Annotated in this window: 23 protein-coding genes; 15 read left to right on the top strand and 8 right to left on the bottom strand. The window is 58.3% G+C overall.

Annotated features, from left to right (window positions below; translation table 11 throughout):
- Window positions 1-13 precede the first annotated feature (13 nt).
- On the bottom strand, window positions 14-838 hold the full coding sequence (locus ACKTS9_RS07780) for a helix-turn-helix domain-containing protein (protein ID WP_349217081.1): 825 nt from the start codon (window positions 836-838) through the stop codon (window positions 14-16).
- A gap of 24 nt (window positions 839-862) precedes the next feature.
- Entirely contained in the window at window positions 863-1552 is a 690-nt protein-coding gene (locus tag ACKTS9_RS07775) for a FadR/GntR family transcriptional regulator (RefSeq protein WP_407879983.1), read from the bottom strand.
- Window positions 1553-1833: 281 nt separating this feature from the next.
- On the opposite strand from ACKTS9_RS07775, the gene ACKTS9_RS07770 reads away from it, so the two are divergent.
- The 8 genes from ACKTS9_RS07770 to ACKTS9_RS07735 all read left to right on the top strand — a co-directional run bounded on the left by ACKTS9_RS07770 (window position 1834) and on the right by ACKTS9_RS07735 (window position 10645).
- A complete protein-coding gene (locus ACKTS9_RS07770; protein ID WP_349217083.1) occupies window positions 1834-3117 on the top strand; it encodes an ABC transporter substrate-binding protein in 1284 nt (427 codons plus the stop codon).
- A 76-nt stretch (window positions 3118-3193) separates the two neighbouring features.
- Window positions 3194-4093: a carbohydrate ABC transporter permease gene (locus ACKTS9_RS07765; protein WP_349217084.1), complete on the top strand. Its 900-nt coding sequence runs from the start codon at window positions 3194-3196 to the stop codon at window positions 4091-4093.
- A complete protein-coding gene (locus ACKTS9_RS07760) occupies window positions 4086-4934 on the top strand; it encodes a carbohydrate ABC transporter permease (RefSeq protein WP_349217085.1) in 849 nt (282 codons plus the stop codon). The genes ACKTS9_RS07765 and ACKTS9_RS07760 overlap by 8 nt, the downstream gene beginning before the upstream one ends.
- A gap of 15 nt (window positions 4935-4949) precedes the next feature.
- A complete protein-coding gene (locus ACKTS9_RS07755; protein WP_349217086.1) occupies window positions 4950-6245 on the top strand; it encodes an AGE family epimerase/isomerase in 1296 nt (431 codons plus the stop codon).
- Window positions 6246-6257: 12 nt separating this feature from the next.
- Window positions 6258-6707, top strand: a complete 450-nt coding sequence (locus ACKTS9_RS07750) for an HIT family protein (protein ID WP_349217087.1) — start codon at window positions 6258-6260, stop codon at window positions 6705-6707.
- Window positions 6704-7981: a nickel-dependent lactate racemase gene (larA, locus tag ACKTS9_RS07745; RefSeq protein ID WP_407879979.1), complete on the top strand. Its 1278-nt coding sequence runs from the start codon at window positions 6704-6706 to the stop codon at window positions 7979-7981. Before ACKTS9_RS07750 ends, larA begins: the two co-directional genes overlap by 4 nt.
- Before the next feature lie 263 nt (window positions 7982-8244).
- On the top strand, window positions 8245-10020 hold the full coding sequence (locus ACKTS9_RS07740) for an oleate hydratase (RefSeq protein WP_407879977.1): 1776 nt from the start codon (window positions 8245-8247) through the stop codon (window positions 10018-10020).
- Between the two features lie 13 nt (window positions 10021-10033).
- Entirely contained in the window at window positions 10034-10645 is a 612-nt protein-coding gene (locus tag ACKTS9_RS07735) for an HdeD family acid-resistance protein (RefSeq protein ID WP_407879975.1), read from the top strand.
- 417 nt (window positions 10646-11062) lie between these two features.
- Here ACKTS9_RS07735 and ACKTS9_RS07730 read toward each other — a convergent pair whose 3' ends face one another.
- Window positions 11063-11773 (bottom strand): Crp/Fnr family transcriptional regulator, encoded by a 711-nt coding sequence (locus ACKTS9_RS07730; protein WP_407879973.1) that lies wholly within the window; start codon window positions 11771-11773, stop codon window positions 11063-11065.
- A gap of 155 nt (window positions 11774-11928) precedes the next feature.
- On the opposite strand from ACKTS9_RS07730, the gene ACKTS9_RS07725 reads away from it, so the two are divergent.
- From ACKTS9_RS07725 to ACKTS9_RS07710, 4 genes are read left to right on the top strand one after another with little or no spacing between them, the layout of a single operon-like run.
- The gene (locus ACKTS9_RS07725; RefSeq protein WP_407879971.1) at window positions 11929-12477 is read left to right on the top strand and encodes a DUF308 domain-containing protein; all 549 of its coding nucleotides are present in this window, start codon (window positions 11929-11931) and stop codon (window positions 12475-12477) included.
- Between the two features lie 31 nt (window positions 12478-12508).
- Entirely contained in the window at window positions 12509-12883 is a 375-nt protein-coding gene (locus ACKTS9_RS07720; RefSeq protein WP_349217095.1) for a desulfoferrodoxin family protein, read from the top strand.
- A 35-nt stretch (window positions 12884-12918) separates the two neighbouring features.
- Window positions 12919-13875 carry an alpha/beta hydrolase gene (locus ACKTS9_RS07715; protein ID WP_407879968.1) on the top strand — a complete coding sequence of 319 codons (957 nt, stop codon included), beginning with the start codon at window positions 12919-12921 and terminating at the stop codon, window positions 13873-13875.
- 24 nt (window positions 13876-13899) lie between these two features.
- Complete coding sequence (locus ACKTS9_RS07710) at window positions 13900-14829, top strand: putative ABC transporter permease (protein WP_407879966.1); 930 nt, start codon at window positions 13900-13902, stop codon at window positions 14827-14829.
- A 57-nt stretch (window positions 14830-14886) separates the two neighbouring features.
- Here the strand turns inward: ACKTS9_RS07710 and rbr are convergent, their stop codons facing one another.
- The 4 genes from rbr to ACKTS9_RS07690 all read right to left on the bottom strand — a co-directional run bounded on the left by rbr (window position 14887) and on the right by ACKTS9_RS07690 (window position 20224).
- On the bottom strand, window positions 14887-16944 hold the full coding sequence (gene rbr, locus ACKTS9_RS07705; RefSeq protein WP_407879964.1) for a rubrerythrin: 2058 nt from the start codon (window positions 16942-16944) through the stop codon (window positions 14887-14889).
- Entirely contained in the window at window positions 16944-17315 is a 372-nt protein-coding gene (locus tag ACKTS9_RS07700) for a Fur family transcriptional regulator (RefSeq protein ID WP_407879961.1), read from the bottom strand. The genes rbr and ACKTS9_RS07700 overlap by 1 nt, the downstream gene beginning before the upstream one ends.
- 119 nt (window positions 17316-17434) lie before the next feature.
- Window positions 17435-19747 carry a leucine-rich repeat domain-containing protein gene (locus ACKTS9_RS07695; protein ID WP_407879959.1) on the bottom strand — a complete coding sequence of 771 codons (2313 nt, stop codon included), beginning with the start codon at window positions 19745-19747 and terminating at the stop codon, window positions 17435-17437.
- A gap of 99 nt (window positions 19748-19846) precedes the next feature.
- A complete protein-coding gene (locus ACKTS9_RS07690; RefSeq protein ID WP_349217102.1) occupies window positions 19847-20224 on the bottom strand; it encodes a PH domain-containing protein in 378 nt (125 codons plus the stop codon).
- 181 nt (window positions 20225-20405) lie between these two features.
- Between ACKTS9_RS07690 and ACKTS9_RS07685 the strand changes: the two genes are divergently transcribed.
- Entirely contained in the window at window positions 20406-21683 is a 1278-nt protein-coding gene (locus ACKTS9_RS07685; protein ID WP_349217104.1) for a hypothetical protein, read from the top strand.
- 47 nt (window positions 21684-21730) lie between these two features.
- Here the strand turns inward: ACKTS9_RS07685 and ACKTS9_RS07680 are convergent, their stop codons facing one another.
- The gene (locus ACKTS9_RS07680) at window positions 21731-23008 is read right to left on the bottom strand and encodes a chloride channel protein (protein WP_349217105.1); all 1278 of its coding nucleotides are present in this window, start codon (window positions 23006-23008) and stop codon (window positions 21731-21733) included.
- 526 nt (window positions 23009-23534) lie between these two features.
- Here ACKTS9_RS07680 and ACKTS9_RS07675 point away from each other — a divergent pair.
- Both ACKTS9_RS07675 and ACKTS9_RS07670 read left to right on the top strand, forming a co-directional pair.
- Window positions 23535-24614 carry a LacI family DNA-binding transcriptional regulator gene (locus tag ACKTS9_RS07675; protein ID WP_407879955.1) on the top strand — a complete coding sequence of 360 codons (1080 nt, stop codon included), beginning with the start codon at window positions 23535-23537 and terminating at the stop codon, window positions 24612-24614.
- Window positions 24611-25693 carry a Bug family tripartite tricarboxylate transporter substrate binding protein gene (locus ACKTS9_RS07670; RefSeq protein WP_349217108.1) on the top strand — a complete coding sequence of 361 codons (1083 nt, stop codon included), beginning with the start codon at window positions 24611-24613 and terminating at the stop codon, window positions 25691-25693. Before ACKTS9_RS07675 ends, ACKTS9_RS07670 begins: the two co-directional genes overlap by 4 nt.
- The last annotated feature ends 37 nt before the right edge of the window (window positions 25694-25730 follow it).

The raw sequence follows: 25730 nt of genomic DNA, 5'->3' as shown, positions 1-25730 counted from the left end.
TCCGCAGGGCAGGTCAGCCCGAAAGCGTATGCAGTGAAATGGTTTCCGTGACCGTTCGCTTGTATTCGATAGGGGAAAGATTTTCCTTTTCTTTAAAATAGCGGCTGAAATAATGCACCGTTTTGAACCCGGTCATGGTGGCGATTTCGGTGATGCTGCTGTTGGTGTAGCACAAAAGTTCCTTGGCGCGGAAAAGGCGGAACCGGTTGATAAATTGTGCCACCGTGCAGCCGTATTCCCGCTTGAACAGTTCGTTGGCCTGTTTGCCGGACATGCGGATGCTGCTGCCCACTGCGTCTGCCGTTAGATCTTCCGCCAGATGGTCGGAGATGTACCGAACGGCCAGAGCCGTGTCGCTTTCGGGCAGCGTGGTGTCCAGCGAGCGGTCAAAGGACAGCGCCGCATCGGTGGGAAAGGCGCGGTGCTGCGCCAGATGGCCGTAAAACAGAATGGTCAGCAGGTCGTAGGCCATCTTTTCATGATACATGGGGGTGTGCAGCGAGTAGGCGCTTAAAAAGTTAATGGCAAAATGCCGGACGGTGAATTCCGGAAAAGGCAGACGGCGGGGCAGCAGGCGGATCTGAGCACGCATGACCTCGTCCGGAACGGAAAAGGAAATCAGCAGAAAGGAGGATGCCTGCCGGATCACACACTCCGCCTCGTCCGGAACCAACAGAAAAAGCGAAAAAGCCGGGCTGTCCTGCGCGCTGCCGCACAGGGAGAACGCGGGATTTTGCGCCGTGCTCAGCAAAAGCGCAAAGGAGTCGGGCCCCATGGAAACCGTCTGCGGCTGGGTGATCTGCGAGACCGAATCGACCGAAAGCTGATGAAAAAACATAACGCACCTCTTGACGGATTCCAGTTAAGCGTTTTCCTTGATGTAGACCGCACCGCCTTCCAAGTGCGTGCGGATATACTCCTGTGCGGCCACGGGGTCGTGGGCGCACAGGGCGTCGTAAATCTTCTTATGATAAATGCACGAACGGGTCAGCGCGTTGGGGGCGATCAGACTTGCGCGGATCGCATCGGACACCATGTCTCCCACCAGGCCCTGAATGGTTTTCAGAACCTTGTTTCCGCAGCTGGCTGAAATCAGATAATGGAACTTGGTGTCGTACTGATTGTAAGTGTCCAGATCCTCCTGCAGGGCGCAGGCGTCCATCTTGTCCAAAAGGCGCTTCAGCTTTTCCAGCTGCGCGTCCGTAATGTTTTGTGCGGCCAATTCCGCGCTTTTGCACTCGATCAGAATGCGCACCTCAAAGATGTCGTTGAGGTTCTTCTTGTCCAGCGCCAGCATGGGCAGCACGGGCGTCATGAAAGATTCCGGCGTCAGACATTTGACGAACGTTCCGCCGCCCTGGCGAACGTCCAGAATGCCCATGACGCTCAGTTTGCGCACCGCTTCCCGCACGGTAACACGGCTGACGCTGAACATTTGCGCCAGCTCGTTTTCCACCGGGAGCTTCTGCCCTACCTTATAGGTTTCATCGGCGATCATATTTTGCAATTCCTGTGCGACCTGGTCTGACAGGCGAGTTTTGGCAATCGGCACGGCGCTGCGCTCCTTTCGACGGAAAATCATATTATGATATTATTTTAAACGAATGGTTTTGAAAAGTAAATACTTTGCAAAATAAATATTTTTTTCTTATATTGTGATATTAAAATATGCAAAATATCCATATTAAATCTGCAAAGACAAAAAGAAACGGGCAATATATAATAAAGGCGTGATCCGATAAATATCATATCATAATATGAATTTATCCCGTGGAACGAGCACGCGGTCCGCTGCGGCGCGTGATGGAAATTTTTTGAAAAGGAGAATGAAAAATGAAGAAAGTGTTCGCGATCTTTTTGGCTTTTGCAATGGCACTCAGTTTGGCCGGATGCGGCGGTTCCGACTCCGGCACGTCCACCGGTTCCGGCACGGGTGATGCAGCCGCCGAAGGCGCCGGTTCCATTACATATGTAACACTGGGCGACACCGGTATGGAACAGCTGAAAGAAGCAGCGGCTGCGTTCCAGGAGCAGACGGGTGTGGAAGTGAAGCTGGAGTCCTGGTCGTATACAGATGCCTATCAGAAGATCATCACCCTGGCCGAGGGCGGCAATATGCCGGACGCCATGTACGGCTTCTCCGGCTGGACGCCTGAATTCAAAGAGGCCGGCTACATTGCCTGCGCTGAGGATTATATCAGCGAAGAGCTGTACAATGACTTTTCCGAAACGGCCCGCACCGTGTGCAACGTGGACGGAAAAATGTGGGCGCTGCCCTCGTACATGTCCGTGCGCACCATCCTGTTCAACCAGGATATGCTGGACGCGGCAGGCGTAGAGTCGATCCCCACCACCTGGGAAGAGTTCCTGGAGATCGCGCCGAAGCTGTATGATCCCTCCAACGCCAAATACGCCTACTCGCTGGTAGCCGGACACGCGAAAAACACCGTGGACTGCTTCTTGCCGATCCTGTGGGCCTATGGCGCTGACGTTGTGAACGAAGACGGCACAGCCAACGGATTCAACAACCCCGAAGGCGTGGCCGCGCTGCAGATGTACGTGGACCTGGCTCAGTATTCCGTGCCGGATTACGGCGAGGCCACCATCAACGAGATGCAGAGCAACTGGACCAATCAGGTGGCGGCTGCCTGCTTCCACAATGCGCAGGGCATGGCGGCCATGCGCGACGCCGGGCAGAACTTTGACTGGGCCGTTGTGGCGGACCCCCTGGCAGGCCCCGGCGGCGAGAAATATTCCCTGGGCATCATGGACATCGATCTGATGTTTGCCACCGGCAATGAGGAGATCACCGGCCAGTGGCTGGAGTTCTGGCATCAGGCGCAGTATCAGGGCAAAGTGTTCGAAATCGCGGGCTGGGTTCCCAACCAGGCCAGCTACTACGAAGAGAATCCGGCATTTACCGACCCGGAGAACATTATGGTAGCACCTTTTGCAGAGTATGAACCCATCGCAAAGTTCAAACCCACGCTGATTTGCTGGGAAGAAGTGCAGAAATATCTGGCCGACGCCGTCACCAAGGCGGTTATGGGCGAGCTGACCGCACAGGAAGCCATGGAACTGGCGGGCGGTCAGGTGGACGAAGCTCTGGCCGGCTGATCCGATCGTATGAAATGTGGGCGAGGGGCGAACACCCCTTGCCCACATCTTTCCGAAGAGAGGGGGAGCTTCACACATGAAAGGAAAAAACAAGCTGGAACGGCGCGAAAAAAGCTTCAACATGCTTTACGTGCTTCCCATGGCAGTGGTGTATGTGGTTTTGATTATTTACCCCATGCTGGAAGTGATGCGCACGTCCCTGTATGAACGCAAAGTCAACGGCGATATGCTGTTTGTGGGGCTGGAAAACTTTATAAGCTTTTTTGAAAATCCGGATTCCGCAAAAATTGTGCTGAACACGGCCATCTGGGTGTTCGGCGGTACATTTGCCAAGCTGTTTCTGGGCTTTTTGATGGCCCTGATCCTGTACAAAAACTTTTTTGGAAAGAAAATGATCACAGGCGTGATGCTGATCCCGTACGCCATGCCGGCGGCGGTTTCGTGCATGATCTGGCGCTTGCTGTACAACCCGATGTTCGGCCACATCGGTCAGCTGATGCGCGATCTGGGCCTGACCAACGAGGCGGTCAATTTTCTGGGCAATATCAAGACCTCGCTTCTGGCCGTAATGATTGTGAATGTTTGGGCGGTGGCTCCGTTCTGCGCGCTGAACCTGCTGTCCTCCCTTTACAGTATTCCCAAATATATTTACGAAGCCGCTTCCATCGACGGCGCCAGCTCCTGGCAGCAGTTTTGGAACATCACCTTCCCGCTGATGATTCCGTCGCTGCGCACTTTGGGCATTCTGATCGGAATTTGGGGCTTCAACTCCTTTGACGTTATTTACATGATGACCACCGGCGGCCCGGCCAACTCGTCGGCCATTCTGGTGAACACAGTGTACGACTACGCGTTCCGCTTCAACGACCGGGGCTACTCCTCGGCGGTGAGCGTGATCTGCTTTGTGATTCTCTCGGTGTTCGCGCTGCTGTATGTGCGCTCCGCTGCAAGGGAGGATGATGTTTCTTATGAATAAGGCTCTGTTTAAAAAGCGTGTGTACGGCGTGGCCTTTGCCGCAGTGGTTCTGGTGATGCTGGTGGTGCTGCTGTTCCCGGTGGCAGCCATGATCTCGGTTTCCCTCAAGCGGGCCAACGACGTATTTTCCCTGCCGGTCACCTGGATTCCGCCGGTGGTCCAGCTGCAGAACTACGTGGACGTGTTCTATAAAATGAACATTCTGGACGGGTTCAAAAGCAGCATCATCGTCACGGCGGGCAGCATTGTCACCATTATGCTGATCGACATTCCGGCGGCCTATGCCTTTTCAAAACTGCGCTTTTATTTGAAAAAGCCGCTGTATTATGTGGCGCTGATGAGCCAGATGTTTGCGCCGGTCATCATCATCATTCCCCTGTACAACATGATGAACAATCTGGGCCTGATCGACAGCTGGCTGAGCCTGATCATCATGAATACCACCTTCAACCTGGCGTTCATTGTGCTGATGCTGAAAAGCTTTTTCGACAATGTGCCCAAAGAAGTGGTAGAGGCCGCCACCATTGACGGCTGCAGTTCTTTCATGACCCTGACGCGCATTTTTGTGCCCATTTCCAAAACGGGCATCGCGGTGGCGATCATCTTTGCCTTTACCCGCACCTGGAACGAATTCTTGTTTGCGTTTACGTACATTTCCACCACGGAGAAAAAGCCCATCATCGTCAGCCTGTACGAGATTTTGAAAAACAACCCCGCGGTGGGCATTCCCTGGCATTACGTGATGGCGGGCGCGGTGTATGCCACGATCCCGCTGGTCATTCTGTTCATCAGCATTCGCAACTACATCACCGGAGATCTGACCTCTGGCGCTATCAAATGATACGGAGGGAACGGGATGGATCGATTTCAGCAAAAAACCATGTTGGGGTTTTATGAAAACGAATTGACCAACCGCATTCTGTCCTTTTGGCTTCCCCGGTGCCTGGACCGGCAGTACGGCGGCTATTTTAACTGCTACAACAACGAGGGGACCCGCCGCGTGAGCACGGACAAATACACCTGGAGCCAGGGGCGGTTTGTGTGGATGTATTCCAAGCTGGCTTTGCTGCGCAGCGATTTGTTCCCCGATGCGCAGCGGGAGCGCTTTCTGCGCCTGGCTCAAAGCGGCGTGGTGTTTTTGCGCAGCCACTGCCTGATGGGCAGCGATGACTGGCGCTGCGTGTTTTTGATGGACCGGACCGGTGCTCCCAAACAGGTGGGAGACTGGCCGGATCTGGATATGAGCATCTACGCGGACTGCTTTGTGATCGCGGGACTCGCCTGCTACTCCCGGGCCGCGGAGGACGCGGAGGCCTATGTCTTTGCGCGCAAGCTGTACCAGTCGGCCAAAAACCGGTTTGAAACAGGCTGCTTCAAAACGCTGCCCTACCCGCTGGGCAAGGGCCTGCGCGCCCATGGCGTGCCCATGATTTTCACCAATGTGGCGGTGGAGCTGTACCGCGCGGCGGAACGCTTTGAACCGGCGCTCTGCGAGCAGCTGCGCGAGGATATGCGCGGCACCGCCCGGCAGGTGCTGGAAGAATTTACGGACGAAGACCTGGTGGTCCATGAGGTGATTTATGAAGACGGTTCCTTTGAACCGACGCTTCTGGGCCAGCACGCCAACCCGGGGCACACGCTGGAAGATATGTGGTTCATTGCCGAAGCGGCGGAGATCCTGCAGCAGGATGAACTGGCCGAAAAGGCAGCGTCCATTGCGCTGAAGGCGCTGGAGATCGGATGGGACGAGGATTGCGGCGGCCTGCTGCATTACGCCGCGCCCCAGGGCGGACGTCCCTGCGCGTCGGCAGGGCCATGGGACGCGGAACCCACGGTCAGGCAGGTGCTGGACGGCTGGTCCGACAAGCTGTGGTGGGTGCACTCCGAGGCGCTTTACACCACGCTGCTGTTTTATCTGCGCACCGGGCAGGAGGCTTTCTGGAACTGGCACAAGAAGGTGTTTGATTACACGTTCTCCCATTTTCCCAACCCCAATCCGCAGGTGGGCGAGTGGATTCAGATTCTGTGCCGGGACGGAACACCCCAGAACAAGGTGGTGGCGCTTCCGGTCAAGGACCCGTATCACATCACGCGTAATCTGGCGCTGCTGATCGAACTTCTGGAGCGGCAGTCAGCCCACGAGAAAGTTTAGGAGGAACGCGCCATGGAAAAGCAAAAAGGCTGTTATTACTGCGAACGGGACAGGTCTTTTCAGGAACTGCTGTTTGAAGTGTGCGATCTGAAAATTTCAAAAGTGTTTTTCTGCAAAGACCAGACGCTGCCCGGCCGCTGCACCATCATGTTCCGCAATCATTATGAGGAGCTGTATGAAATTCCACGGGCGCTGCGCAATGAGTTTATGGAGGATGTGTGCGTGCTGGCACAGACCATTCAGGAACTTTACGGCGCAGACAAAATCAATTACGGCATCTATGGCGACGAGGTGCGCCATGTGCACTTCACCATCTGCCCCAAGTACCGGGACAAACTGGGCTGGGGCCGCCCCTTTGAAATGTTCCCGGAGCATCGGGTATTCTTGACGCCGGAACAGTACGAAGCAGAGATCGAACGTCTGCGGGACGCGCTGTTGAAAAAGAGGGGGATGAAGGAATGAAGGTCACACTTCCGTATGGCGGCGAAAAGGTCAGCTTTGAGGTGGACGATGACCGGTTCGTGAAAATGTACGACCCGGTGCATACGCCGCCCGCGCCGGATTTCGCGGCCGAGATCGAGCGCGCACTGGACCATCCCGTGGGCACGCCCCGGCTGGAGGAGATGATCACGCCGGACATGCGCGTGAACATTATTGTGGACGACGGCTCCCGGCCGACGCCCATTGGCCGCATCCTGCCCATTGTGCTGGCCCGGCTGGAGGCCATCGGCGTGCGGGATGAAAACATCTGCATCATTGTGGCGCTGGGCAGTCACCGTCACATGACGGCGCAGGAGCTGGCCGAGCGCGTGGGCGAACAGGTGTACGCCCGCTACGAGGTGGTCAACTCGGAATTCCGGGACCCGGACAAACTGGTATTCCTGGGGAAAACCAGCGATGGGGTGGATATCTACGCCTACAAACGGGTGATGGAGGCCGACATCCGCATCGGCATCGGCAACCTGGTCCCGCACCCGGTGATGGGCTGGAGCGGCGGAGGAAAGATTCTGTATCCCGGTGTGGCGGGTGAGGACACCGTCTCCTATTTCCATTTGAAAGCGTCGCTGTACAATGAAAACCTGTTCGGCAACAGCGCCAGCCCCGTGCGCACCATGATGGAAGGCTGGGTGGACACCATCGGGCTGGATTTCATTGTGAACACCGTGCTCAATTCCGATTTGGAGATGTGCCACGCTGTGGCCGGCCACTATGTGCATGCGCAGCGCGCCGGCGTAGAGCTGGCCAAGCACGTGCTGGGCTGCAAGGTGGAAAAGCGCGTGGATGTGGTGGTGGTCAGCGGCTATCCGGCCGATCAGGACTTCTGGCAGTCGCCCAAGGGCATGTATGCCGCAGAGCACGCGCTGAAAGGAGACAGCGGCGGCACCATCGTGCTGGTGTCGCCCAACTACGAGGGCGTGGGCCCGCACCCGGAATTTTTGCAGATGATGGGCCGCGATGACGGAGATGAAATCGTCAAAGGCATTTTTGACGGCGCGCCCTGCGAGGGAGACGCGCTGGCCATTGCCGTGGGCAACAGCATGTCCAAGATGCGCCGCCGCCGCAGGCTGGTGGTGGTCAGCAATGGGGTCAGCCCGGAGGAGATGGCCTTGTGCGGATGCCGGCATTACCCGGTGGAAGCGCTGCAGCAGGCCGTGGACGACGCCATGGCCCAGTATCCGGACGCCACCGTTGCCGCGGTCAGCAACGGGGCGGAAACCTTCCTGTATCAGGCGTGAGCAAAAAAGTAAAAAAGCCGCGCGTTCCCATGGCGGGGACGCGCGGTTTTTTGCATGGAATCCCTGCGTTTGTGCAAAACGCAGGGATTTTTGATTTTTCGTTGTTTAGAACACCGATTTTACAGAGGGAAAAGCGTAAGCTGAGAACAAGTTGAAAGCGGTGCCCGGCGGCAAACGTTGGTCTGCGGCAAAGTTTTTCATCGAACGAAATCCATTTTTGAAAAGGCCGCGGGCAGAGTTCCGCGGCAACAGGAGGTATGAATATGTATTATTCAAACGGAAATTATGAAGCGTTTGCCAAACCGCGGAAACCGGCGGGGGCAGACGAAAAACACGCGTGGCTCGTGGGGGGCGGCCTTGCCAGCCTTGCCGCGGCGGCGTTCCTGATCCGGGACGGACAGGTGCCGGGAAACCACATTCATGTGCTGGAAGAAGCGGAGCTGCCCGGCGGCGCCTGTGACGGACTGTTTCGCCCCGAGATGGGGTTTGTGATCCGCGGCGGCCGTGAGATGGAAAACCATTACGAGTGCCTGTGGGACCTGTACCGCTCCATTCCGTCGCTGGAACAGGAAGGCGTCAGCGTTCTGGACGAGTTCTACTGGCTGAACAAGGATGACCCGAATTTTTCCATGAACCGGGCCACACTGGAACAGGGCCGAAGCGCCGAGACGGGAAATCGGTTTGAACTCAGCGATGCGGCTGCCCTGGAACTGATGGGGCTGTTTTTCACCCGGGACGAGGACCTGTATGACAAGACCATCGACGATGTGTTGGACGAGGAGTTCTACAAGTCGAATTTCTGGCTGTACTGGCAGACCATGTTCGCCTTTGAAACCTGGCACTCCGCGCTGGAAATGAAACTGTACCTGCAGCGTTTTCTGCATCACATCGGCGGGCTGCCGGATCTTTCCGCACTGAAATTCACCAAGTACAATCAGTACGAATCGCTGATCCTGCCCCTGACAAAATACCTGGAGGAACAGGGTGTACAGTTTGAGTACGGCGTCAAGGTGACCAACGTACTGTTCCACTTTTTCCCGGACCGGAAGGTAGCGCATCAAATGGTTCTGCTTCGCGGCGGCCGGGAGGAGACCATGGACCTGACGGAGAACGACCTGGTGTTTGTGACCAACGGCTCCTGCACCGAGGCCAGCGCGCTGGGTGACAACGATCACCCGCCGGTGGTGGATGTGGAGTCGGGACAGGGCTCCAGCTGGGAGCTGTGGAAAAACATTGCGGTGCAGAACCCGCTGTTTGGCCGGCCGGAAAAATTCTGCTCGGACATTGAGGCCACCCGCTGGGAGTCTGCCACGGTGACGCTGCTGGACGACCGCATCGCCTCGTATGTGGAAAAAATCAGCCACCGGGACCCGTATGCGGGCAAGGTGGTCACGGGAGGCATCGTGACCGTAAAGGATTCGGCCTGGCTGATGAGCTGGACCTTCAACCGGCAGCCTCACTTCAAGGCGCAGCCGGAGGGACAGCTGGTGGGCTGGATCTACGGGCTGTACCCGGACGAGCCGGGAGATTTTGTGGGCAAGCCCATGAAGGAGTGCACCGGCGCAGAGATCTGCATGGAGTGGCTGTACCACCTGGGCGTTCCCGAAAACGAAATTGAGACGCTGGCGCACACGGCGGCCAACACCGTGCCGTGCATGATGCCGTACGTGACCGCGTTCTTCATGCCCCGCGCCGCGGGCGACCGGCCGGACGTTGTGCCCGAAGGCTGCGTGAACTTTGCCTTCCTGGGCCAGTTTGCCCAGACGCCCCGTGACACGATTTTCACCACGGAGTACTCGGTCCGCACAGCCATGGAGGCGGTGTATACCCTGCTGCAGGTGGAGCGCGGCGTGCCGGAGGTGTTCGGGTCAGTGTATGACCTGCGCTGCCTGCTGAACGCCACCCATTATCTGCTGGACGGACGCCGGCTGACGGAAATGAAGCTGCCTCTGCCGTACAAGCTGGCGCTGCACGCCGGGCTGGAGAAGCTGCAGGGAACCGTATTGGAAGAGATGCTGGAACGCTACAAGCTGATTTAAGGAGGAAACATTTATGAACCAAACCTATGAAACGACCGTGCCCGTACAGGAGCACGCGGAAGAAACGCCCCGCAAGACCGGCGTGGCGAGCGGGGTGCTGATCGGCACACTGATGATCGGTTTCGGTCTGCTGGCCGCCTTTGCCCCGGTGGCCACGGGCCTGTCCCTGGCGTATGTGATCACAGCGGGGCTGGGGGTCTACGGGGCGACCCAGCTGGTGTCCTTTGTCCGGGCCGGAAAGGAGCGGCGCAGCGGCTGGGCGCTGGCCAACGGGATCCTGCTGACCGGGTTCAGCCTGTTCACTCTCTGGTCCGCGGTGCAGACCACTTACGGAACCGTGGCAATGATCTCCGTTCTGGCAACGGTGGTGGCTTTCTTCACGGTCCTCAGCGGCATCGGCCAGTTTTTCACCTTCGCAGAGCTGCGGGAGCACGGCACGGAAGGCGCCGGCTGGGTGCTGACCAGCGGCATCCTCAATGTGATCCTGGGTATCGTGCTCTTGACCAATCCGCTTGCCAGCTGGTTCGCGCTGAGCGCCGTGTGGGGCATTTACCTGAGTGTTTCCGGGCTGGCTCTGCTGGTGGAATCCATTTCCGGCCGCAGAGGCGTGCGGGGCGACGCCTGACAGAAAAAAGAAGACCGCGCAAAAGCCGGGGTGACATAAGAAAACGGCGGTGAAGCCCCGGAATTTTGACGCATGAAACGCAAAGAGCGGTCCTGCAAGCAATTTGCTTGCAGGACCGCTCTTTTACTCTTTCTCTCAAAATTTTGGGGCGCAACTGCTTGCACCGGGAAGGCGTCCCTTTTGATGCGGATGCAAGGAAAAACGCCGAAGGGGCTGCGGGCGCGGCAATCATGCGCCCGCTCCGCTTCGCGGACCGCCCGGCCGGTTGCGGACCAGCCCTGGTCCCCATTTTCCCGCCTTGCGGGAAAAACCCGGCACCCTTTGTGGTTGTCAAGGCGGTTTGACGATGCAGCCGCGCAAAAGGGGCTCCTTCCCGGCGTCGTTTTCTTACGGAACCCCGGCAAAGCGCGGCCTTCTTTATTCCTGGTCGTTGGGGTCCGGTTCGTCTTCAGTGATGGGCATTTCCACCAGCAATTCAAAGCGGCTTTTGTCAAAGCGCAGCAGTCCTTCGTCCCGCATTTTGCACAGCTCGTTGGACATTGCGCTGCGGTCCACAAACAGGAAATCCGCCAGGTCCTGCCGGTTCAGCGGAATGGAAAAGGTCCGGCTGCCGGTGCGGTGATACTGGTCCGAAAGATAGTCCTGCAGCCGCTCCCGGGTGGAACGGCGGATGCTGTCTTCCAGTTTGAGGGTCAGATACTGGGCCTTTTGGGCCATGGCCAGAGTCAGGTTTTGCAGAAAACGGATCTGGACAGGCGCGGTGAGCACGTTTTTTCGCAGCAGCTGGTCCACGCTGAGATAAAGCACCTCGGTGGGTTCGGCGGCGGTAATGGTAAAGTGCAGCCGGTAGCGCCCCACGGCGTTCAATTCGCCCAGCGTTCCTCCGGCTTGCAGCACGTCCATCAGGTTGTTGTTTCCGTTGCTGTCGATGTGCGCCAGATGGGCGCTGCCCGACAGCAGAATGCCGATCTCCGGAAAGGGATCTCCGTCCCGGGCAATCACCGCGCGTTTGGCGTATCTGGCCCGGTGCGGGGACATGGTTTCGATCACTTCCCGTATTTCTTCGTCCGAAAGATTTCGGAACAGCAGTCCTGATTTCAGAATGGAAAGCTCCAGTTCCGTTTCCATGCGAAAGACTCCCTTCAATTCTCTCTTTTCCTATTATAGTCTTTGAAAGCGTCGTCTTTCAAGCGCAGATTAAAATCCGGTTCGTTGTTTGGCAAACCGATTTTGCGCAGCCAAAATGGTACGATGAATATAACAAAATAAAGGAGGCAATTTTTATGTTTGAATTTTTCTGGGTGCGTGCCGCATCGGTATGGATCGCGGTTTTGTACATTGTCATGGGGCTTTTGCTGCTGGTTTTTCCGGGTGCAAGCAGTACGCTGTTTGTGTGGGTACTGGCGGCGGGGGCCGCGGCGTACGGAGCAAGCCATCTGTGGCGCTATATCCAGGGACGCCGTTCGGGAGGCGCTTTGGCGGGAGATCTGTTCCTGTCGATCCTGCCCGCTGCGTTTGCCGGATTCGCGCTTCTCTGGCCCGAGGCTGTGCTGTCGGTTCTGCCGCTGGTGCTGGGCTCGCTGCTCCTGGTGGACGGGGTGGGAAAACTTCCGCTGGCGCTCACCGCAATCCGTGACAAATATCCCAACATGGTGCCGATGATCCTCGCGTCGGTGATCCCCATCCTTTTGGGAATCCTGATCGTGGTCAATCCGTTCCAAACCGCAAAAATCGTGGTGATGGTGTTCGGCCTCAGCCTGGTGGCAGATGGCGCAAGCGACTTCCTCACCGTTCTGTTGGACAAACGGTCCGCAACCCCGGCGGGAAAATGACCGCCGGATCAATGAAAAGGAGAAATGAACAATGAAATTTTATCAATGTGCCCATTGCGGCAATCAAATCATTATGCTGAAGGATTCCGGGGTGCCCGTGGTGTGCTGCGGCGAACCCATGAAACAGCTCATACCCGGCGAGACGGACGCGTCGCTGGAAAAGCACGTGCCGGACGCGGTTCAGAAAGAGCAGGTGGTGCAGGTGCAGGTCGGGCGGATCGCCCACCCCATGACGCCGGAGCACCGGATCGAATGGATCGTGCTGGAGACGAATTGCGGATATCTGGTCCGTTTTCTGAAACCCGACGAACCGCCCGCCGCATTTTTTAAGCTGGGCCGTCAGGAACAGCCCGTCGCCGCGTATGCATTTTGCAACTTGCACGGACTTTGGAAAAGCTCGCTGTGAGAAAAGCCGGTCCGCCGGCAGAAAAGAGGAATCTTATGAAAAAATTATGGTTTACCGGCCAAAGCTTCAGCGAGGCCGCAGAGGAACTTTCCGTCAATGAAAAAGCCGCGCAGGCAATGCTTGCGGCACTGAAAACCGTCCACTCCCTGTCCGCGCCCACCGACGGTGCGCTGGAAGGCCTGGAGCGGCAGCGGCAGAGTCAGAACATTCTGGGCCGTTTGGTCAGCCCGGAGCTGGGGTACAGCTGGGAGCCGTTTCAGCTGGGGTCCATGCCCATGGCGTGGGCAAGACCGGAATGCGGCCATGACAGGCACCATGTGGTGCTCTACTGCCACGGCGGCGGCTACACCAGCGGAAATCTGGGCTACGCCCGGGTGCTGGCGTCCAAGCTGGCCAAAAGCACGGGGTACGAAGTGCTCAGCTTCGAATACCGCCTCGCGCCGGAACATCCCTATCCCGCCGCGCTGGAAGACGCGCTGGCCGCCTGGGATTACCTGATGGAACTGGGATACGGCGCCCGGGACGTGGTGCTGGCCGGTGACTCGGCGGGCGGAAATCTGGCGCTGGTTTTAACGCAGGCGCTGAAAGAGGCCGGCCGCCGCCTGCCGGGCAAGCTGGTGCTGTGCTCCCCCTGGACGGATATGAGCTGCTCCGGAGATTCCTATGAGGCGCACAAAGAGGACGACCCTGTTCTGACCCGGGCGTATCTGGAAGCAGTCCGCCAGGCCTACGCGCCCCAGGGCGGCTGGGACCAGCCGGAACTCTCGCCGCTGTTTCAGGATGTGAGCGGCTTCCCGCCGGTGCTGGTCCAGTACGGCGGACACGAGATCCTCGCCGATGACGCGATCCGCCTGAAAAAGCATCTGGACGAAGCAGGCGTCCCCAATGTCCTTCAGTGCTGGCCCGAGATGTGGCACGTGTTTCAAATGTTCCCGCTGCCTCAGTCTCAGCAGGCGATGGAGCGGGTCGCAGCGTTTGTTCTTGACTACTAAACCGAATACCGGGAGGGTTTTTTCATGACAGGTTATGGGTTGGCACAGTGGGTGCTGTACTTTTTCATTTATTCGTTCCTGGGCTGGGTGTGGGAGTCGTGCCTGGTGTCGGTGCAGCAGCACCGCTGGGTGAACCGTGGCTTTTTGAACGGCCCGTTTCTTCCCATCTACGGGTTCGGCGCCGTGGCCATTCTGCTTTTCACCTGGCCGGTGCAGAACAACACGCTGCTGGTGTTTGCGGCCGGCATGCTGGGAGCCACACTTCTGGAATACGTTACCGGCTACAGCATGGAAAAGCTGTTCCATGTCCGCTACTGGGACTACAGCCGGTTCCGCTGGAACCTGAACGGGTACATCTGTGTGGTGGCATCGCTGTGCTGGGGCGTCTTCTCCATCCTTCTGGTGCGGGTCCTTCAGCCGCCGGTGGCCGGGCTGGTCCGGGGGCTGTCGCCTCTGGGCGCCGGGCTCCTGGCTCTGGTGCTGGCCCTGGGGATGACGGCAGACCTGATCGTCTCCATGCGGGAGGCCATGGACATGCGTTCGCTGCTGAACGCCCTCAGCGAAAGCAAGCGGCGCATTGCCCGGCTGCAGAAGCGGCTGGAAGTGACCGCGGCCTTCACCCAGCTGGACTGGGAACAGTCCAGACAGGCGGAGGCGGTGCGCAGTGCAAAGAAGGGGTTTGCCCAGCGGCTCCAAGCGCTGCGGGAGGAGCGAAAAACGCTTTTGCGCATGATGGCGGCTCGTCTGGAGGAAATGCGTTTCGACCGGCGCCGCTCACCGGAGCGGCTGGAAAGCGAGATGCAGATTTTGAAAAGCGAGCTGCGGGCCATGGAAAGCCGCACGGACAAGATGTATCAGCGGGCTGCGCGCCATCTGCGCCGAAACCCGTACGCAGTCTCCCGAAAGCACGGCGAAGCCATGCAGGACATGAAGAACCTTCTGCGGGACGAGTAAACGAAACAACAAGAAAGCCAGGGTGCGTCAGCACCCTGGCTTTTGGCTTGCTCCGGCTCAATATTCCTCGGCGAGGATCTCAAAGAAGCTCTTGGAATACAGGCAGGTGGGGCACACTTCCGGCGCCGCGGTTCCCACCACGATGTGGCCGCAGTTGCGGCATTCCCACATCTTGACCGCGCTTTTCTCAAAGACCTGCGCCGTCTCCACATTGCGCAGCAGCGCACGGTAACGCTCTTCGTGGCGCTTTTCAATGGCTGCCACCAGGCGGAACTTGGCCGCCAGCTCCGGGAAGCCCTCTTCTTCCGCAGTCTTGGCAAAGCCGTCGTACATGTCCGTCCACTCGTAGTTTTCGCCCTCGGCCGCGTGCAGCAGGTTCTGTGCAGTGTCGCCCAGGCCGTTCAGTTCTTCAAACCACAGTTTGGCGTGTGCACGTTCGTTTTCGGCGGTTTTCAAAAAGAGCGCGGCAATCTGTTCGTAGCCCTCGTTCTGGGCGACCGCAGAAAAATAGGTGTATTTGTTGCGCGCCTGCGACTCGCCCGCAAAGGCTGCCTCCAGATTCTTTTCGGTCTGGGTGCCGGCGTATTTGTTCAGCCCCTTGGCGGGCGCTTCTTCCAGCTTTTCAAAGGCGGAGGCAGGCTGCCGGCAGATCGGGCAGGTGAAGTCCTCGGGCAGGCTTTCTCCCTCGTAGATATAACCGCACACTTTGCATTTCCATTTGCTCATAGTCGTTTTTCCTTTCTTATTCAGAATGTCGCTTCGGTCTGTGTATTGGGTATGCAGCATTTTTTCGGCCATTTCGCTGAGAGGACGGCCGTAAAACGCCTCGTAAACTTCCCGGATCTGGGGGTTCTCGTGGCTTTTGCGCAGCGGCATGGCCGCGTCCCGCCGGTACAGGGCTGCGATCCGCTGGCGCCGCGTCTCGTCGGCGTCGCGGGCCAGATCCTTGGGCTGTCCGCCGCCGCCGATGCACCCGCCCGGGCAGGCCATGACCTCGACGAAGTGATATGGCTTCTGGCTCTCCTTCATCCGTTTGAGGAAGCTGCGCGCGTTGGCAGTGCCGTAGATCACCGCCACGTTCAGCGTCTGGTCGCCGATGGTCACAGCGGCCTCCCGCACGCCCTCGTAGCCGCGCACCGGGTCCAGCTGAAGCAGGGTATCGGGTGCCGGGCTCCCGGTCAGATACTCATAGGCAGTGCGCAGAGCGGCCTCCATAACGCCGCCGGTGTTTCCGAAGATCACGCCCGCGCCCGAAGCCTGCCCCATGACCGAGTCATAGGCAGAGTCTTCCAGCGCGTTCCAGTCAATTCCCGCCTGGACGGCCCAGCGCGCCAGCTCCCGGGTGGTGATCACCTGGTCGGTGTCCCGCATGCCTTCGACGGCATGGAAGTCTGCGGCAGCGTGCATTTCCTCGCGCCGGATCTCGAACTTCTTCGCGGTGCAGGGGGTCAGGGCCACGTGGACGATCTTGCGCGGGTCCAGACCCATTTTGCGGGCAAAATAAGTTTTGACCGTTGCGCCCTGCATGCCGATGGGGCTTTTGGCGGTGGAGAGATGCGGCAAAAGTTCCGGTGCATAGATCTCCGCAAAGTGTACCCAGCCCGGGCAGCAGCTGGTGAACTGCGGCAGGGGACGGTCTTTCTGGGTGATGCGGCGGATCAGCTCGCTGGCCTCTTCCACAATGGTCAAATCAGCGGCAAAGTTGGTGTCCAGCACAAAGTCGGCGCCCAGAGCGCGCAGCAATGCCACCATTTTGCCCTCCACAAAGGAGCCGGGCTCCATACCGAAGGCCTCGCCCAGTGCCACACGGACCGAGGGAGAGGTGCTCACCACCACGATCTTGTCGGGGTCGGCCACGGCCTGCTGCACCTGGGGACATTCGTCCCGTTCGGTGATGCTGTCCACCGGGCAGACATTGGCGCATTGGCCGCAGTAGATGCAGACCGCTTTCCCGCCGGTCTGCTCCAGCGTGTAAGTGCCGTGTACGCCCATTTTGTGGGTGCACACTTCCTTGCACATGCCGCACCGGATGCACTTCTCCTCCCAGCGGACGATGCTGGGGTTGTCCGTTTCGATGGGAACACGAACAGATAATGGCAAATGGTTCAGATTCATCACATTCCTTTCCGTTTGTTTTTACACTCTTCGCATACATAAAGCAGCTTGAGGTCGTAAGATAAAATGGGGATGCCCGCTGTTTTTTCCAGCTGGCGGGTCAGATCGCCCAGGTTCACGTCCGCCAGTTTGCCGCAGTACCTGCAGACCAGATGGTCGTGCCGCCGGGTCTTGTCATAGCGGTCGGGCATGCCCTCGACGGAAACTTTGCGCACGGCCCCCTGCGCGCAAAGCCGGTTCAGGTTGTTGTAAACCGTGGCCAGCACCACCCGTGGGTAGGTGCTCCGCAGCGCGTCAAAAACCTGCTCCGCTGTCATGTGGCAGTCAGAGGCTTCGATCAGTTCTAAAATTTTTTTTGCATACGTTGTCATTTCATCACTACATTTTAGAATTATTCTAATTTGTATTATATTTATTTCGGCCGCAGAAGTCAATAGAAAATGCAGCAAAACGGCGCCGGACGAAAGTCCGGCGCCGTTTGTCTGGATGGTTATTGCGTGTCTTGCGGCGGGTCCGGGTCATCCTTGCTGCGCATCAGATAAAACGCCAGGGCGATTCCCAGCAAAATCAGAAGGAGCAGTGCAAGCCAGCAGAGGGGGTGGCTCTGGGACGGTGCGGGGTCCGCTGTGCTTTCGGAAGAGGCGGAGGAAGGAGCTGTGCTCTCCGGGTCGGACACCGCCGTGCTGGAAGAGCCGGCGTCCGGGTCGCTTTGCGAGACCGGGGGTGTGCTTTCTGAAGCGGGCCTGGACGAAGAGGTTGAGACTGACACGATGGGCCGCGCGGTCTGGGGATGCGGCGTTTTTTCCGGTTGGACCGGCGTTACGGGAACGTTGGGAGAGGGCTGGGAGATGGGGTATCCCCGGAAAACGGAGCCGGTGTAATTGCCGGCGAAGGAAATGGTGATCATCATCTGATTGTTGATGGTTCGGTAGGCCAGCGTATAGTCAACGCCTTCCTGAAGGGTTTTGTCTCCGTCGCGCACCGTCAGATGCCGGGCATCCTCTTCGTTTTTCACATCCGAGACCCACAGCTGGGAAGCATGTTTGGGTGTGACCCGCAGGGGGATGCTCACCGGGTCCGCCACAAGGTAGTTGGCCAGGTCCGCGGGAACATAGCGCGCTTCAAACGTGTGTGTGCCCACATTGCCGACGGTCTGATCCGCTGTTTTCCAGGCGAACCCGGTGCCCGGGTCCACGGAGTCCAGCGTGCTGCCGTACACGGCGGTCAGGTTTGCGGGAAGGGTGTAGACGGCCGGCGCTTTGAGGATGTGGAATTCCGTGACCGCGGTCAGGCCCGCATGCTCCGGGCTGGGTGCCACGCTGGCACGCACATACCAGGTGCCCGCGTTTTCAGGAATCCGGGCGGTGAATGTTCCGTCGGGGGAGGCGCTGTATTCGTAGACCGGCTGCCCGTACTGCGCATTTGCGTGCGGGTCGTGGTGCGGGGTTCCGTAGGTCCAGTCCTCCAGGGTGAGCGGCTCCAGCCAGGCGTTGCTGACGTGGAACTGCAGGGTGGCCGTAAAGGAGGCGGTGCCGTCTGTATAGCGGTATGTAACCACGCTGTTGTCCTGAATGCCGCTCAGAACGCTTCCGGTCAGCTGTGCGCCCGTTACGTCCGAGATGCAGGCGGGATCGATGGGCACTGAGAGCCGTGTGAGGTCAAAGGTGGATTCCCCCTCGGCGATCTGCACGTCCACAGAGCGCTGGTTGGAAAGCTCCATCCGGGGCTGAGCACCGCCCGTACGGACGGCCAGCAGCTGGTTGTCCGCGCCCAGGACGTCGGTGAGTTTTGTGTTGGCGCTGAGGTCCAGAAACTGAAATTCACTGCGGTCGATGCCCAGTAATTCCAGGTTGGGTGCCTGCGAAAGATCCAGCTGCGAGACAAGCGAGTAGGAGCACCAAAGCTGCGACAGAGCCGTGTTGTTGGACAACGTCAGCGTCTTGAGCGGTCCGCCCAGATACAGAAGATACGTCAGGTTTGCGTTTTGTGATACGTCCAGCGTTTCAAAAAGGTTGTCGCCGCAGGCCAGTTCCTGCAGCCGCGGCAGCATGGAGACGTCCAGTGCTGCAAGACGGTTGTCGTGGCAGTGGAGCAGTTCCAGCTCGGGAACGCAGGCCAGGTCCAATGCGCTCAGATCGTTTTCGTTGCACAGCAGAGACGTCAGGTGGGGCAGCTGCTCCAGCGGCAGTTCCGAAAGGGCGTTGCCGATGCAGTTGAGATAGGTGAGATTGGAAAAACAGCCGATTCCTTCCAGAGAGCGGATGCCCTTGTTTCGAACGTCAAGCCGGGTCACGGCGGCGCATTCCGAAGGGGAAAGCGCTCCGTTTCCGTCCGTGTCAAAGGTGCGGACCCGATCGAGAAAGGCCTGGTCCGGGAAGGACGTGGTGTCCAGCGGGATCTCCGAGTCAGCTTCCGAGGCGGAAGCCGCAATCGTGTCGGTGCTTTCGGGAACGGGCGTCACGGCCTGGGAAGAAGCGCTCTCGCCGGAAGATGCGCTGTCGGGCGGTACAGAGGAAGAGGTGTCCGTGCTTTCCGGTGCAGAGGAAGATTCCTCGGTTCCGGCGGGCAAAGCGGACTCGCTTTCCGGTGCGAGAGAGGACGTGGACTCGGCGCCGGAAGAGGCACTCTCTTCGGCGTCCGAAATGGTCTGCGAGGACGAGGATGAGACCTCGGGTGCAAAGGCGGGCTCCAGCGCCCAGGCGGTGGAACTCAGAAGAGAAAGCGCCAGAACACAGGCGATGCCGCGTTTCCAGCGCACGGCCTTTCCGCCGGGCGCGCGGTCGTTTTTGTCTTGTTTTTTCATGCTTTACAGCACATCCTTTCATAGGGACGGAAGTTGTCTTGCAGAGAACTTCCGCCGCGGCGTGTTGCCGCAGCGGAAATTGTCGGGCGGGCAGAGCGGTCACGTCAGAATGGCGTTCCCGATCAGTCGGGCCAGCGAGGAAAGGTCCGAGCCGGCAATCAGTTCGAAGGTGACGATGCCCAGACCGGAGAACCATAATTTCATTTCGGTGTCGAAGTCCATCACGCCGGCGGATTCGATGGAATACGCCTGAATGCGGTTGTACGGCAGTACCACAAAGGCTTTTTTCTTGCCGGTGAACCCCTGTGTGTTGACGGCGATGACGCGGCGGTCGGTGAATACGATGCCGTCTCGGATGCCCTGAAACTGCTGTTCAATGGACTCGCCCGGGCACAAAAGCGGTGCGACCTGTTCGGAAAGACGGGAGTCGGTGACGGGGCGGAGTTTCAGGAAAGCCATGTTTTCAAAATCGATCATGTCGATTCCTCCTTGTGTTTTTAAAATGCCGCAGAAGAAACTTCTGCATCTGTCTTTAGCATACCCCTTTTCGGGCTTCGCATCGGTTGTGTGTACAACGGGCGCGAAAAAAGAAAAAACAGGCTGTTTTCCGGTGCGGCGACCTGCTATAATAAGGGCAAATAACCGGGGAGGAATTGCTATGGAACACCGTTCGCAAAGCTTTCAGGCGGCTTATGGAAGCTTTCTCGTCATTCCGCTGAAATACGATCCGGATACGCTGGACCGCGCGCGGCTGGAGCGGGCAGCGCCCTGCGTGCCCATGACCACCATGGATCTGAATGAAAACATCAAGGCCATGCTGGACCCTGCGTCCGGCTCCTCGGTGGGAACCTGCTACGCAGTCAGCCGCTCGTTTCTCACGGCGGCGCTGGAACCGAAGCCCGGTGCGGACGGCCCCTGCTGTTTTCGGGTCACGGACTGCGGGCAGTCTTTCGATTTTTCGGTGAATGATTCCTTTTTGTATGTCTTCCACACACGGGTGGCGTTTTTGTGCCTGAGTCTTTCTTTTTCCTGCATCGAGGCGCTGGAGACGATCTGCAATCCCGGCTGGGCGCACAATCCCGCGGTGTTCGAGTGGCTGGACGCGCAGCAAAATGCGCACACGTTCTCCATGGAAAACTGGCTCTCTGCGTTTCTGGCGCCGCTGGGAATCCGAAAGTTTTTCGACGGTGACGCCTCCTACCTGCTGGATGCTTACGCCTACATTCTGGCGGTGGTGCCCCAGTGGTTCCAGGAGTTGGACCCCATGCGGCGGATCACCTTCAATCTGCATAAAATGATGTCTCCGGACACGCCCATGGAGGACGCTTCGGAAGAGGACATCCGGTATGTGTTTGCGGCAAAAAATCTGGACAGACAGGCGTATCGCTGGGGCTGCTGCGTGGCCTCGCAGACCATCTCTTATGTGGTGGCCCGGGCGGATATGGACCTGGCGGCCGAGCAGCGCGTTCAGGCGGAGGACGGGCTGCCCATGGTGGTGCTGTCGCTGTACGAAAAGTACACCTGCCTGCGCTTTACCGAGCTGATCACCCATCTGAAAAAAGACCAGATCAAAGAGCTGAAGGAACTGATGCTGAATTTTCAGGCGTTCGGTACGGTGACGCCCGCAAGCATTTCGCGCTGGCACAACGTCAAGCGGATCTATGCCAATCTGCTGGAGGTCAATGACATTCCCGCCGCCGTCGGCGACATCAGCAGCAAGCTGAACATCCTGGCTTCGCACCAGCAGGAGATCGAGCATGCCCGCAGCGAGACGGTCATCAACATCATCACCCTGTTCGGCATCGTGTCCATTCTGGCGTCGGTGCTGTCCATCGTGCAGATCCTTTCCGATGGGGACATGCTCATCTGGGCATCCACCATCCTCACCACGATCATGCTGGCGCTGGTCACGGCGCTGGCGGTGTACCGGCGATGAAAAAAGCCCGGTGAAGCATTTGCTTCACCGGGCTTTTCCCATGTGTTTTATGACGGCGTGTTCGCGTGGTCGTTGGCGTGAATATGAATGTAACGGGCCTTCCATTTGGAATAAAGAATGGTCTGGCTGGAGTAAAGTCCCTGATAGCCGGAGAACAGATTGCCCACCGCGCAGGAGAGGGCAAAATACACCAGCCCGTCGGCGCCGAACAGCTCCACCGAGAGCGCCGTGGCCGCCAGAGGGCAGTTGGCTGCACCGCAGAACACGGTGACCAAGCCCAGCGCGGCGGCAAACCCGGCGGGAATCCCCAGCAGCGGGCCCGCCATGCAGCCGAACACCGCGCCCACGAAGAACGAGGGCACCACTTCGCCGCCTTTGAAACCGGCGCCCAGTGTGATGGCTGTGAACAGAATTTTCCACACAAAGTCCAGCGGCTGTGCCCGGCCCTGCTCAATGGCAGCGGTGATCACATCCATACCGGCGCCGTTGTAGCGGGTGCTGCCGCACAAAAAAGTCAGCGCCACAAGCACAAGGCCGCCCGCAAAGGCGCGGAGATAGGCGTTGGGCAGCCACTTTTTCAGAATGTCTTCCGCCCGGTGCACCGCCGTGCAGAAAAGCATGGACACCAGGCCGCAGCCGATGGCCAGCAGCGCCACTTTGCCCGTCAGCACAACGTCAAAGGCAGGGGCCTGCACCGAAAAGGAAGTGGGGCTCACCCCCAGCGCCAGGGTGACTCCGTAGGCGACAATGGCGGCCACCAGGCTGGGGAAATAGTTGGCGTGGTAGATCTGGCCCACGCTGACCACCATGACGGCAAAGATGGCGGCAGCCACCGGGGTGCCGAACAGCGCGGAAAAAAAGGCGGCCATTCCGGTCATGGTGACGGTGCGCAGGTCGCGGTCATCCAAATGGAACAGGCGCCCGGTGTGAAACCCGATCGCGCCGCCCATCTGCAGCGCAGCGCCTTCGCGTCCGGCGGAACCGCCGCACAAATGCGTTAAAATGGTGCCGCAGAAGATGGCGGGCAGCAGAAGAAGCGAGATGTGGCTTCCCTGGTGGACCTGGTCGAAGATGTCGTTGGTTCCCTGGCCTTCCGTGTGCGTAAGCCGGTAAATGGCCACGATCACCAGCCCGGCCACCGGCAGCAGCCACAGCAGCCAGGCATTGGCGCCGCGCAGCTCAGTGGCAATTTCCACCCCCACATGGAAAACGGTTCCCAAAAGCCCGCTGACCAGCCCGATGAGGCCCGCCAGGGTGACCCATTTCAGAAGAGTGCCGGCGTACAGGCCCGCCGACGAAATGACTTTTTTTCGCTGTTCCTTCAAACCGATCCTCCCTTTTCAGGATTAATGTGCGCCGGTATTATACGACATTTGAACGCTCAAAACAAGCGGCTTTTCGGGAAAGCGGCAAAAGCACATACCGGAAAGAATGTGCGGCATTTGATGGGATGAAAGAAAAGTGCGCGCTGCAATGCGCTTTTTGAGAAGAAAACAGGATTTGTTTGCTAAATTTCTAACGAAATGCACAATCATGCGCGAAAACTATCTGTTTTGTGCACAAAATTTATTTAAAAAAGAAAAAATTATTGACAATCGTTATAAGCGCTCGTAAGATAGAAACTGCAAGGAGGACAGGATATCTTCTCAGGGAGATACGAAGTCTCTTTTATTTTCCTTCATAAGTAATCGTTTCCCTATGGCGTTTGCAAGAGGGAAATCGGGTAAATTCATCCGACGAATGTGCGAAAATCCGGCGGCGGAAAGAACGCTGCGCGGGTACACATCTCCATAAGTAATCGTTTACATATGGGCTCGCACGGATTCACAGAAAAGAGCAAGGGTGGAAAAAATGGGCAAGCAATACACCACACTGAAGGATGTGGCCCGGCGTGCGCACACCTCCACGGCCACCGTTTCGTACATTCTCAACGGTGTGCAGGACCGCTATGTGAGCGATGAACTTCGCCAGCGTGTTCTGACGGCGGCACAGGAACTGAACTATGTGAAAAGTGCGCTGGCCAGCGGCCTGAAAGGAAAGAGCCGCGGCGTCATCGCCATCACAGTACCGCAGTTCACCAACATTTTCTTCAGCCGGTTGGTGCTGGCGGTGGAACAGGTGGCGCGGGCGCAGGGATATGTGGTCACCATGTGCAATACCTTCGACGACCCTGACCGGGAACGCGAGGTGCTGGAGAGCCTGATTCAGCAGCGGGTGGACGGCATTATTCTGATCCCCAGCGAACGCAGCACGCAGAATTATGAGCTGATCCGCCGCATCGGAGTGCCCACGGTGATCGCTGAGCGCCCCATGCTGGATTATGGATATGAGATCTACGATTACATTTTGATCGATAACTTTGATTTGGCCTATCGGTCGACCAGGTACCTGATCGAGAAGGGACACCGAAACATCGCCTTTCTCACCTGGGAGGCCCGGGTGGTCAGTTTGCAGGAACGTCTGCGCGGGTATCAGGCCGCTTTACAGGAAGCGGATATCCCGTATCGTCCGGAATATGTGCTGCAGGGGCCCTTCAGCCCGGAGGCAGGATGCCGGATGACCCGCCGGATGCTCGATACGCTTCCGCAGGCAACCGCTGTGGTATATGGGTATCATTTCTATGCCCAGGGCGGTCTGCCGGTGCTTCGGGAACACGGGGTCCGCATTCCCGAGGACCTTTCGGTTTTTGTCATTGGTGACCCGGACTGGGTTTCGCTTTACTCGCCGCCGCTGGCGCACATGGAACTTCCGGCCGCAAAGGTTGGAGAGACAGCGGCGCAGGTTTTGTTCGAACGCATTTCCAGTGCCACCAATGGAAAAACAGTGCCGTCCACTGTGCGCAGGATGTTCCCGGGCACGTTTGTGGAAGGCAGTTCGATCAAGTTCATACGTCCGGACGATCCGGATGGCAAAAAGGAGGAAAAATTATGAAAAAATTCGCATCCGTCGCATTGGCGCTGTCTCTGGCGCTGGCGCTGCTGGGCAGCTGCTCTTCCGGCAGTGAGGCGACCAGCAGTTCCGCGGCAGCTTCCACGGCTGAGACCAGCTCCACGTCCGCGGCAGCTACCACGGAGACCGATTGGCCCGAGTATGACATCACCATGACGGTGCCCTGGAATCCGGGCGGAGTGACCGACCTGACCGTGCGTGCGTTCTCCGATGAGCTGGCCAAAGCGCTGGGCGTGAACATCACCATCGGCAACACCGCCGGCGCTGCCGGTTCCGTGGGTACCATCGCTGTGCAGGACGGCCCGAAAGACGGCTACAACCTGCTGGGCGCCGGTCTGCAGGCCATGGTTACTTATCCCTGCTACGGCTACACCGATGTGACTTACCGTGACTGGACCTTCTACACCATGGCGTACGCGCCCAACGTAGTTGTGGTCCCCGGCAACTCTCCCTACAACACCATCGAAGATCTGATCGCTGCTGCGAAAGAAGAGACCCTGACCTTCGGTTCTGCGGGCACTGGCTCCGGCGGACACACCGGCTGCGAGATCCTGGCCAACGGCGCCGGCTTCGAGTACAACCATGTTCCCTATGACTCCGGTTCCAACTGCATCGTGGCGACCATCTCCGGTGAGGTCGACGCCAACTGCCAGCTGATCACCGAGGTCGTGGACTATGTGAAATCCGGCGATCTGAAGTGCCTGGCCGTTCTGAGCGACGAAGACCTGGTCATCGGCGACATCACCATCCCCTCCATCCTGAGCGCTGTGCCTGATATGGAGAACGTGGTTCCCATGGGCGAGACCATTGCTCTGTGTGTTCCTTCCGGTGTGGATCAGGCCATCATCGACAAGCTGGACGAAGTGATGCCCGGCGTGGCCGAGAGCGAAGCGTTCCAGACCTTCTGCGCGGACAAAGGCATGGTCGTTACCTACAACGGCAGCGACACCAGCCAGGAGTATGTTGGACATCTGGCTTCTCTGGTTGACTGGACGCTGTATGACGGCGGCACAGTTACTGTGAGCCCTGAGGAGTTCGGCATCGAGCGCGTTGCGGAATAACAGCCGCGTTGTCTGCTTGCATGTTTGCATGAACCGC

Source organism: Owariibacterium komagatae (assembly GCF_045865535.1).
GTDB classification, from domain to species: domain Bacteria; phylum Bacillota; class Clostridia; order Oscillospirales; family Ruminococcaceae; genus Ruthenibacterium; species Ruthenibacterium komagatae.
The sequence above is the reverse complement of the archived record's forward strand: the minus strand, read 5'-3'. Positions and strand labels throughout refer to the sequence as shown.